This window comes from Lientehia hominis (assembly GCF_021044755.1).
Taxonomy (GTDB): Bacteria; Bacillota; Clostridia; order Lachnospirales; family Lachnospiraceae; genus Lientehia; species Lientehia hominis.
Map to the genome: position 1 here is coordinate 1 of NZ_JAJNOR010000013.1, position 7,146 is coordinate 7,146.

Annotated in this window: 8 protein-coding genes; all 8 read left to right on the forward strand. The window is 51.3% G+C overall.

Annotated features, from left to right (window positions below; all coding sequences use genetic code 11):
- On the forward strand, positions 1 to 429 hold a 429-nt coding region (locus tag LQE92_RS14195; RefSeq protein WP_231063598.1), incomplete at its 5' end, for a TRAP transporter large permease subunit.
- A gap of 25 nt (positions 430 to 454) precedes the next feature.
- Positions 455 to 1,168, forward strand: coding sequence for an RraA family protein (locus tag LQE92_RS14200; RefSeq protein WP_231063599.1), 714 nt, complete (start codon positions 455 to 457; stop codon positions 1,166 to 1,168).
- A gap of 23 nt (positions 1,169 to 1,191) precedes the next feature.
- Positions 1,192 to 2,151 carry a D-2-hydroxyacid dehydrogenase gene (locus LQE92_RS14205; protein ID WP_231063600.1) on the forward strand — a complete coding sequence of 320 codons (960 nt, stop codon included), beginning with the start codon at positions 1,192 to 1,194 and terminating at the stop codon, positions 2,149 to 2,151.
- A gap of 11 nt (positions 2,152 to 2,162) precedes the next feature.
- The gene (locus LQE92_RS14210; protein ID WP_231063601.1) at positions 2,163 to 2,618 is read left to right on the forward strand and encodes a YhcH/YjgK/YiaL family protein; all 456 of its coding nucleotides are present in this window, start codon (positions 2,163 to 2,165) and stop codon (positions 2,616 to 2,618) included.
- 41 nt (positions 2,619 to 2,659) lie between these two features.
- Positions 2,660 to 3,667 carry a 3-dehydro-L-gulonate 2-dehydrogenase gene (gene yiaK / locus LQE92_RS14215; RefSeq protein ID WP_231063602.1) on the forward strand — a complete coding sequence of 336 codons (1,008 nt, stop codon included), beginning with the start codon at positions 2,660 to 2,662 and terminating at the stop codon, positions 3,665 to 3,667.
- 27 nt (positions 3,668 to 3,694) lie between these two features.
- Entirely contained in the window at positions 3,695 to 4,795 is a 1,101-nt protein-coding gene (locus LQE92_RS14220; protein WP_231063603.1) for an Ldh family oxidoreductase, read from the forward strand.
- Between the two features lie 25 nt (positions 4,796 to 4,820).
- Positions 4,821 to 5,846 carry an Ldh family oxidoreductase gene (locus LQE92_RS14225; RefSeq protein WP_231063604.1) on the forward strand — a complete coding sequence of 342 codons (1,026 nt, stop codon included), beginning with the start codon at positions 4,821 to 4,823 and terminating at the stop codon, positions 5,844 to 5,846.
- Positions 5,836 to 7,005 carry an iron-containing alcohol dehydrogenase gene (locus LQE92_RS14230; protein ID WP_231063605.1) on the forward strand — a complete coding sequence of 390 codons (1,170 nt, stop codon included), beginning with the start codon at positions 5,836 to 5,838 and terminating at the stop codon, positions 7,003 to 7,005. The genes LQE92_RS14225 and LQE92_RS14230 overlap by 11 nt, the downstream gene beginning before the upstream one ends.
- The last annotated feature ends 141 nt before the right edge of the window (positions 7,006 to 7,146 follow it).

Consider the following 7,146-nt stretch of genomic DNA (forward strand, 5'->3'; position numbering starts at 1 on the left):
TTCGGGAACGTGCTGGTCAAGGCCATGATCCCGCAGACAGTCATGGAGTTCATCGTGAACAGCATCAGCAATAAGTACGTGTTCCTGCTGATCCTGAACCTGGCGCTCCTGCTGGTGGGCATGTTCATGGAGACAGTGTCCGCCATCACGATCCTGACGCCCATCATCCTGCCGGTAGCCGTGGCATTTGGAATCAACCCGATCCATCTTGGCATCATCATGGTGCTGAACCTGATGATCGGCGTGGTGTCTCCGCCCTTCGGCGTGGTGCTGTTCGCCATCAACAAGGTAGGAGAGATCTCCTTCGGCCGTCTGGTGAAAGCTATGGTTCCGTGGTTCATCGTGCTCCTTGCCGCATTGGCTATCGTGACGATGCTTCCCTGGACCTGTACGTGGCTTCCTTCCACCATGGGCTTAGGTGGTTTATAAATATTAAAAGGAGATATAAAATATCATGACACATGAACAAGAAGTGCTTGAGAAACTGAAACAATTTGATACGCCGAGTGTGACCAACGTGGTGGCGACCTATCCGGGAGATATGGAATACTGTCTTGGTCTCTATCATCCCTGGAATACCAAATGGTATACCGACGAGACCCTGAAATGCATGTATCCGGAACTCGGCAGGCTGGCCGGTCATGTGGTAACTGTCACATTTGGCCTTCCTGATCCGAAATTCAGCCGTTTGGGTTTTTTGGACTTATATAAGGCTATTGAAAAAATGCCGAAGCCGGTGATCGTTGCGATGAAGCAGGATCTGCCGGAAGAGATCAAGAAAAAGAACGGCCTCTGCGGCGGAAATATGATGACCGCATTCAAGTCACTGGGCGTTATCGGCGTGATTTCCGACGGTCCTTCCAGAGACCTGGATGAGGTACGCCCCATGGGCATGCAGTATATGCTGACAGGCGTATGTGCAGGCCATGGAGATTTCAGTATCCATGCGATCAATACTCCCGTGGATATCTGCGGCATGGAAGTGGCGCCGGGCGACATCGTACATATGGATGAAAACGGAGCGGTGAAATTCCCTGCGGAATATCTGGATGAGGTTGCAGAACGCTGTGAGCGGCTCCAGGCCTATGAGACAAAGAAGCAGAAGCTGCTGGCGGAGCATCACGATGCCGAGACTTTGGCCAAGATTTTAAGCGACAATTATGAATAACCCATAACAGAGGAGACAGATCCATGAAAATAGTTGTGTTGGACGGATATACAGAGAATCCCGGGGATTTGAGCTGGGGAGGATTTGAGGCTCTCGGAGAGCTGACGGTTTACAACAGAACGAAAGCAGAGGAGATCGAGGGGCGGATTGGTGATGCGGAGATCGTGATCACCAACAAGACTCCCATTTCCTCCGCGACCATGGAGAAGTGCCCGAACATCAGGTATATAGGTGTACTGGCTACCGGCTATAACGTAGTGGATACTGAGGCGGCCAGGAAGAGGAATATTGCGGTCAGCAATATTCCCACCTATGGAACTGATGCGGTCGGACAGTTTGCCATAGCCCTTCTTTTGGAGATCTGCCATCATATCGGCCACCACAGCATGGAAGTCCGCAGGGGGCGATGGGAAAATAATCCCGACTGGTGTTTTTGGGATTATCCGCTCATTGAGCTGGCAGGAAAGACCATGGGAGTCATTGGGTTTGGAAGAATCGGCAGGACGACAGCCAGGATCGCCCAGTCCATGGGCATGAAGATACTGGCCTATGACGAATACCGAAATCCGGATTTTGAAAAGGAAGGCTGCCGGTACGCAGAACTGTCCGAGCTTTTGGCAGAATCCGACGTGATCGCGCTGCACTGCCCCTTGTTCCCTTCTACGGAAGGCCTGATAAATAAAGAAACTATAGCGAAGATGAGGGATGGAGTGATCATCCTGAACAATTCCAGAGGCGCTCTGATCAAAGAGCAGGACCTGGCTGATGCGCTTGCTTCCGGAAAGGTTTATGCCGCCGGATTGGATGTGGTCTCCACTGAGCCTATCAAAGGAGATAATCCGCTTCTTTCAGCTCCCAACTGTTTTATCACGCCTCATATTTCGTGGGCTCCCAGGGAGTCCAGAAAGAGACTCATGGACATCGCGGTACATAACCTGAAGGCTTTCCTGGAAGGCGGGCCTGTAAACATCGTAAACAAATAGGAGGGATAGTTGTGATTATCAATGATGCGTTTTCAGTGAACAAGTATGCATACCTGGATGGGAAATTCGAGAAAGCATATGAATTTTTGAGAAGAAAAGATCTGGCTGATCTGCCGGTCGGAAAATATGAGATTGACGGCGAAGACGTGTTTGCCATGGTGCAGGAATATGAAACCTCACCGGAATCAGAGCTTCAGTTTGAAAGTCATAAGAAATACTTTGATATTCAGTATATGATCCATGGAAAAGAATACTTCAAAATGATTTCCACAGATGGGCTTAAAGTAAAACAGCCTTATGATGAGAACAGCGACGTAATGTTTTATGAAGATCCGGAAGACAGCAGCGTTGCATATCTGACCGACGGCCAGATGGCTGTAGTGGCGCCGGAAGAGGCGCATAAGCCCCGCTGTGCTGCGGGACAGCCTGAAAAAGTAAGAAAAATCGTGGCAAAGGTAAGAGTTTGACAGAATCTTAAGATGAGCAGATTCGGAAAGTGGAGGTTATTATGTTAAAAATATCATTTAAGGAATTAGTCGATACATTTGAAAGAATTTTACTGAGCCGTGAAGTGGACCCGGAGCTCGCACATTTGGCAGCCCTTAACTTTGCGGAGACCAGCGCGGACGGCGTTTATTCCCACGGTGTGAACCGTTTTCCCAGAGTGATCGAATATCTGGACAAGGGTGTTGTAGACGGCAAGGCCACGCCGGAGTGCGTGAGCGCCTTCGGAGGCTTTGAACGCTGGGACGGCCATATGGGCCTTGGAAATGCCAATGCGAGAAAGGCCATGGACCGCGCCTGCGAGCTGGCTAAAGAACATGGAATCGGGATTGTAGCCATTGGAAACACCAATCACTGGATGAGAGGCGGAGCTTATGGCTGGCAGGCGGCTGACAATGGCTGCATCGGAATGTGCTGGACCAATACGATGCCCAATATGCCCGCTTGGGGAGGCATGGAGCCTAAAGTGGGAAATAATCCCTTTATCATTTCCATCCCCAAATCTGACGGACGCCACATTGTAGTAGATATGGCCATGAGCCAGTTCGCATATGGAAAAATCGAGCTGGCCAGGATGAAGGGCGAGAAGCTGCCTGTGCCCGGAGGCTGGGACAGCGAAGGCAATGTGACCACAGATCCTGCGGAGATCGAAAAGACCCGCCGCGTTCTGCCCATCGGATACTGGAAGGGTTCCGGCATGTCTATCGCTCTTGATTTGGTGGCTGCCGTATTGTCCGGACGCAATTCCGTTACGGATATCGGAAAGAAGTATACCGAGGAAGTCGGACTCTCCCAGGTGCTGATCGCCATTGATCCTGAGTGCATGAATACCAAGGACCTGACCGACAGCATAATCGATACGGTCGTGGAAGATATCAAGGCCTCTACTCCGGAGAGAGAAGGCGGCAAGATTTTCTATCCCGGTGAGATCGAGATCAATACAAGAGAAGATCATATGAAGAATGGAATCCCTGTGCTGGAAGAAGTCTGGGAGAAAATTCAGTCTCTGTAAACACCCATAAAGGAGGGGGCAGGTACTATGAAAGTTGAAGTTGAAAAACTGATCGTATGCGCGCGGGAGATTTTTGAGAAAGCTGGAGTGCCCGGAGAAGAGGCGCAGATCGTGGCGGAAGAGCTGGCTATGGCAAATATGATGGGAGTGGATTCCCATGGAGTTCTCAGAATTCCCCAGTATCTGGATGAGATGAAGAGCGGCCAGATCAAGCCTGGCGTTTCGATGGAGATTGTAAAAGAAACTCCCGTAACAGCTATCCTGGACTGTAAGCAGAATTTTGGACAGGTCGGAGCAAGGAAGATGGTGGATATCGTAGAGGAGAAGGCGAAAAAGAACTTTATGGCCTGCGCCCTCAGCCTGAACGCCAATCATATCGGCCGTCTCGGTTCCTATACGGAAGAGCTGGCCAGGAGAGGCCTGATCGCCTTTGGTACTGTAGGCGTATATTCCGTAGGGCCTATGGCGCCTTGGGGAGCCATGGAACCTAAGCTGGGCACCAATCCGATTTCTTGGGCGGTCCCCAGAAAGGGACATGATCCGCTGGTAATGGACTGCGCGACTACCGTGGTAGCTGAGGGCAAGCTGAGAGCCTACGTGCAGAACGGAAAACAGGTGCCGGAAGGCTGGATCAAAGATGGATACGGAAATGATACCACCAATCCTCTGGACTTCTATGCAGAGCCTAAGGGCTCCATCATGCCCATGGGCGGAAAGATCAGCGGAGCAAAAGGCTCCGGACTGGCGATCATGGCGGATATGTTCTCTGTGGTCCTGGCCAATGACGATTACTGGAGCTGGGAAAAGAACGGCGGTGTGAGATACGCGGAGAACAGCGTATACCTGATGGCTCTCAATCCGGAAGCATTTTATGGGCGGGAGGTATATGAAGAGCAGTGTGAAGTACACGCTCAGTTCATAAAGAACGCGAAGCCTGCGGAAGGCGTAAAGGAAGTGCTGCTTCCCGGTGAATTCGAGCAGAACATGGCGGCGAAGCGGAAGGCAGAGGGAATCGAGCTGGCGGACAACACCTGGGAAGGGCTTATCGAGATTGCCCAGGGACTTGGCTGTAAATGGTCAGAAGGTTTAGAGGTTTCCAAAAAAGAAAACAGGTTTGTCGGTTATTGATAAATAAAAACGGAGGAATGAAACCATGAGAATCAAAGTAGCGGAATTAAGAGAGTTCTGCATTGACATTTTGACAGAGACAGGCATGCCGGAGAATGAAGCAGAGATTCTGACGGAAACGCTTCTGGAGGCTGATCAGAGGGGGGTCAAATCACATGGAGTGATGAGCCTGAAGCGTTACGTGAACCTGATGCAGACGGGCGTGATGCCGAAAAAGCTTGATTATAAAGTTGAGGTGGACAATCCGGTTATCGCGGTATGGGATGGAAACCGCTGCTGCGGCCAGGTCCTGGGTCATACGGCCATGAAGGCGGCCATTGAAAAAGCGAAGACGTATGGTATTGGTTTTGTAGGCGTAAAAAACAGCAATCACTTCGGAGCAGGCGCATATTATGCACAGCTGGCTGAAAAAGAGGGGATGATCGGTATTTCTGCATCCACAGGCGACCCTACCATGGCGCCTTGGGGCGGTGCAGAGAAGATGATCGGAAATAATCCTCTGGCTATTTCTGTTCCTACAAAAAATGTTCCTCCGATCACTCTGGATATGGCACAGAGCGTAGTGGCATTCGGAAAGATCGCCAACATGAAGCGTCAGGGCTGCAAGGAAGTGCCCGCAGGATGGGCGCTGGATGCAGAGGGGATGCCTACCACGGATATTGAAAAGGTGTATTCCGTAATGCCCCTGGGCGGCTACAAGGGCTTCGGCCTTTCCCTGATGGTGGATGTCATCAGCGGCCTGCTGATCGGCGGAGGCACCGGCGTACGGGCGAACCCGGATCAGATGGGACCGGCTCATACCTTTATCGCGATCGATACAAAAGCATTTGGTGATACAGAACAGTTCCTGAACAGAGTGGATGCCCGTGTGGCAGAGTTTAAGTCCTGTAAAAAGTCAGCGAATTCGACAGGCATCTTTATGCCTGGCGAGATTGAAGAAAAATGCTATGCAGAATCACAGGAAGCGGCAGATATCATTCCCGAGATCGTGGATGATCTGAATGCGCTGGCTGAAGAAATGGGCAGAAAGGTCCGTTTGCATGAAGTTTGATTATTTTGTTCCTACGAAGCTTGTATTTGGATGCGGGACTCTGAACAGTCTCCATGAACAGGAACTGCCGGGAAAAAAGGCCCTGATCGTAGTTACCTGTGGAAAGTCTGTGAAGGACAACGGGTATCTGGACCGGCTGGAAGAACAGCTGCGCCTGGCGGGCGTGGAATATACAGTATTTGATAAGATTTTACCGAACCCCGTAAAACGGCACGTGATGGAGGGCGCCGAGTGCGCCCGCCAGAACGGCTGTGACTTTGTGATCGGACTGGGCGGGGGAAGCAGCATCGACGCTTCCAAGGCCATAGCGATCATGGCGGTGAACCCCGGAGACTATTGGGATTACGTAAACGGCGGGAGCGGAAAAGGGATGCCGATTCCCAACCGGCCTCTTCCCATCGTGGCGATTACGACCACTGCCGGGACCGGAACGGAGACGGACCCCTGGACGGTGAATACGAAAGAGGAGACCAACGAGAAGATTGGTTTCGGCTGTGACTGGACATTTCCGGCGCTGTCTGTGGTGGATCCTGAACTGATGCTGTCCGTGCCGAAGAAGTTTACGATCTATCAGGGATTTGACGCGCTTTTTCACAGCACGGAATGTTACCTTCATAAAGCGGCCAGCGTGGTCAGCGATATGTTCTGTATCAAGGGAATTGAGCTGATCGGAAAAAGCCTGGCCAGAGCTGTGGAGGACGGAAATGATCTGGAGGCGAGGACAGACGTGGCGCTTGCCAATACTCTCGCTGGATTCTCTCAGTCGCTGTCCTGCTGTATTTCTGAACATTCCCTGGAACATGCCATGAGCGCATACCACCATGACCTGCCCCACGGCGCAGGACTCATTCTGATCTGCAGGGCGTATTACACATATTTGGTGAACAGCCATTCCTGCGATGAAAAGCTGGTGAACATGGCGAAGGCTTTGGGGAAAACAGACGCTAAGGAGCCTATGGATTTTGTCCATGCTCTGGAGGAGCTCCTAAAGGCTTGTGGAGCAGATGATTTAAAGATGTCAGATTTTGGTATCCGGGAAGAGGAGTTTCGAACCCTGGCAAAAAATGCGAGAGATACGATGGGAGGCCTTTTTGAAGGCGATCCCTGTGAGATTGACGAGGATGCCTGCGTCCGGATTCTGCAGGAATCCTACCGGTAGCGGCGGACAGACGCCATAAAGTGGAGGACTAAAAGTTATGGACAGATGGAAACAGAAGATTGCAGACGGAGAGGTGCTGTTCGGCACCCATATCACCAACGCGGACATGCACAACGCGGAGATCCTGGGCCACTGCGGCTA

Bases quoted from the DNA above. Each gene is read 5' to 3' on its own strand.
- LQE92_RS14230 (WP_231063605.1), top strand. From the start codon at position 5,836: ATGAAGTTTGATTATTTTGTTCCTACGAAGCTTGTATTTGGATGCGGG.
- LQE92_RS14205 (WP_231063600.1), top strand. From the start codon at position 1,192: ATGAAAATAGTTGTGTTGGACGGATATACAGAGAATCCCGGGGATTTG.
- yiaK (WP_231063602.1), top strand. From the start codon at position 2,660: ATGTTAAAAATATCATTTAAGGAATTAGTCGATACATTTGAAAGAATT.
- LQE92_RS14225 (WP_231063604.1), top strand. From the start codon at position 4,821: ATGAGAATCAAAGTAGCGGAATTAAGAGAGTTCTGCATTGACATTTTG.
- LQE92_RS14200 (WP_231063599.1), top strand. From the start codon at position 455: ATGACACATGAACAAGAAGTGCTTGAGAAACTGAAACAATTTGATACG.
- LQE92_RS14220 (WP_231063603.1), top strand. From the start codon at position 3,695: ATGAAAGTTGAAGTTGAAAAACTGATCGTATGCGCGCGGGAGATTTTT.